Consider the following 2294-nt stretch of genomic DNA (forward strand, 5'->3'; position numbering starts at 1 on the left):
GTGGGTCAGGCGAAGCCGACGCGGTGGGCGGACTGGGCGTCCAGGCCGCGAATCGCGAGGGCGGCGTCCAGCGCGGCCACCGTCGCCGACCAGCCCTTGTCCTCGGCCGAGCCGGGCAGCCCGGCCCGGTCCCGGGCCTGCTCGACGGTGTCCACCGTCAGCACCCCGTGCGCCACCGGCTTGCCCTCGTCCAGCGCCACCCGGGTCAGCCCCTCGGTGACCGACTGGCAGACGTAGTCGAAGTGCGCCGTCGCGCCGCGTACCACGACGCCGAGCGCGACCACCACGTCGAAGCGGCGGGCCATCGCCTGGGCCACCACCGGCAGCTCCACCGAGCCTGCCACCCGGGCCACCACGGCCCGCGCCCCGCACGCCTGCGCGGCGGCCACCGCCCGCTCGGTCATGTGGTCGGTCAGCTCGCCGTGCCAGCGGGCGGCCACCACGCCGACAGTCATGCCGGCGGCGTCCACCGCGCTCACGCCCGGCTCCCCGAAACCCGCCATCGCCCTACGCTCCGATCTCGTCACCGGCGACCGGGCGGCCCATCGGCGCCTCGGTCACCTCGTCCAGTCCGTCCAGCAGGTGACCCATCCGGTCCCGCTTGGTGCGCAGGTAGCGCACGTTCTCCGGGTTGGACCGCACGGGCAGCCCCTCCCGGCCGGTCACGGTGAGCCCGTACCCCTCCAGCCCGGCCCGCTTGGCCGGGTTGTTCGTCAGCAGCCGCATCGAGCGGACGCCCAGGTCGTAGAGGATCTGCGCGCCGGTGCCGTAGTCGCGGGCGTCGGCCGGCAGGCCCAGGTCGAGGTTCGCGTCCACGGTGTCGCGGCCCTGGTCCTGGAGCTGGTACGCCTGCAGCTTGTGCAGCAGGCCGATGCCCCGGCCCTCGTGCCCGCGCACGTAGAGGACCACGCCGCGGCCCTCGGCCGCGACCCGGGCCAGCGCGGCCTGCAACTGCGGCCCGCAGTCGCAGCGCAGCGAGCCGAACACGTCGCCGGTGAGGCACTCGGAGTGCACCCGCACCAGCACGTCCCGCCCGTCGCCGAGCTCGCCCATGACCAGCGCGACGTGCTCGGCCGGGTCGTGCTCGGCGCGGTAGCCGAGCGCCTTGAACACGCCGTACGGGGTGGGCATCCGCGCCTCGGCGGCCAGCTCGACCTGCTTCTCGGTACGCCGCCGGTAGGCGATCAGGTCCGCGATGGTGACCAGCGTGAGGCCGTGCTCGGCGCAGAACTTCTCCAGGTCCGGCAGGCGCATCATGGTGCCGTCGTCGTTCACCAGCTCGCACAGCACCCCGGCCGGGCGCAGCCCGGCCATCCGGGTCAGGTCCACCGCCGCCTCGGTGTGCCCGGGTCGGCGCAGCACCCCGCCGGCGCGGGCGCGCAGCGGCACCACGTGGCCGGGCCGGGCCAGGTCGGTCGGGTCGGTGGCGGCGTCGGCGAGCAGCCGGATGGTGTGCGACCGGTCGGCGGCCGAGATGCCGGTGCTGACGCCCTCCCGGGCGTCCACCGTCACGGTGTACGCGGTGCCGCGCCGGTCCTGGTTGGTGTGGTGCATCGGCGGCAGGTCCAGCCGGTCGCACTCGTCCTCGGTCAGCGGCACGCAGATGTAGCCGGAGGTGTAGCGGACCATGAACGCGACCAGCTCCGGGGTGGCCAGCTCGGCCGCGAAGATCAGGTCGCCCTCGTTCTCGCGGTCCTCGTCGTCGACCACGACCACGGGGCGCCCGGCGGCGATGTCCGCCACCGCCTGCTCGATCGATCCGAAAGTGGTCATGCCACTGCCTCCGAGTACGTCGCCGGGATCGGGGCGGGCGCGGTCGCGACGGCCCGGGAGGTGCGCCACCAGCTGTACAGGCCGGCCGCGCAGAACGCGCCGTAGACCAGGTACATGGCGGCCGACGGGTAGAAGCCGCCGCGCAGCAGCAGCGGTACGCCGACCGCGTCGACGGCGATCCAGATCAGCCAGAACTCGACCCAGCCGCGGGCCATGCCGTACGTGGCGAGCAGGCTGCCGACCAGGATCCAGGCATCAGGCAGCGGCCCCCACGAGCCCAGCGCGGCGAGCACCGGGTACGCGGCGGCGGTGCCGACGACGGCGGCCACGAGCAGGCCGAGCCGCTCCGGCCAGGTGGCCCAGCGCGGCACCACGGCCGGCTCGTCCCCGCCACCGGCACGCCGGTTGCGCGACCAGCGCCACCAGCCGTACACGCTGACGGCGAAGAAGAAGACCTGCCGGCCGGCCTGGCCGTAGAGGTCGTGCGCCTGCGGGGTGACGAAGACGCCGCCGAGGAACAC

General features: G+C 74.7%; 3 protein-coding genes. All 3 read right to left on the bottom strand.

Annotated elements, in window-relative coordinates:
• Positions 1-5 precede the first annotated feature (5 nt).
• Entirely contained in the window at positions 6-503 is a 498-nt protein-coding gene (gene ribH / locus KBX39_RS29120; RefSeq protein WP_043324935.1) for a 6,7-dimethyl-8-ribityllumazine synthase, read from the bottom strand.
• Between the two features lie 4 nt (positions 504-507).
• Positions 508-1773: a bifunctional 3,4-dihydroxy-2-butanone-4-phosphate synthase/GTP cyclohydrolase II gene (locus KBX39_RS29125; protein WP_104114309.1), complete on the bottom strand. Its 1266-nt coding sequence runs from the start codon at positions 1771-1773 to the stop codon at positions 508-510.
• Positions 1770-2294, bottom strand: a 525-nt coding sequence (pnuC, locus tag KBX39_RS29130; RefSeq protein WP_210873611.1) for a nicotinamide riboside transporter PnuC, incomplete at its 5' end; no start/stop codon positions are given. The genes KBX39_RS29125 and pnuC, both read right to left, overlap by 4 nt.

This window comes from Micromonospora sp. D75, assembly GCF_018070405.1.
GTDB lineage: Bacteria > Actinomycetota > Actinomycetes > Mycobacteriales > Micromonosporaceae > Micromonospora > Micromonospora chalcea.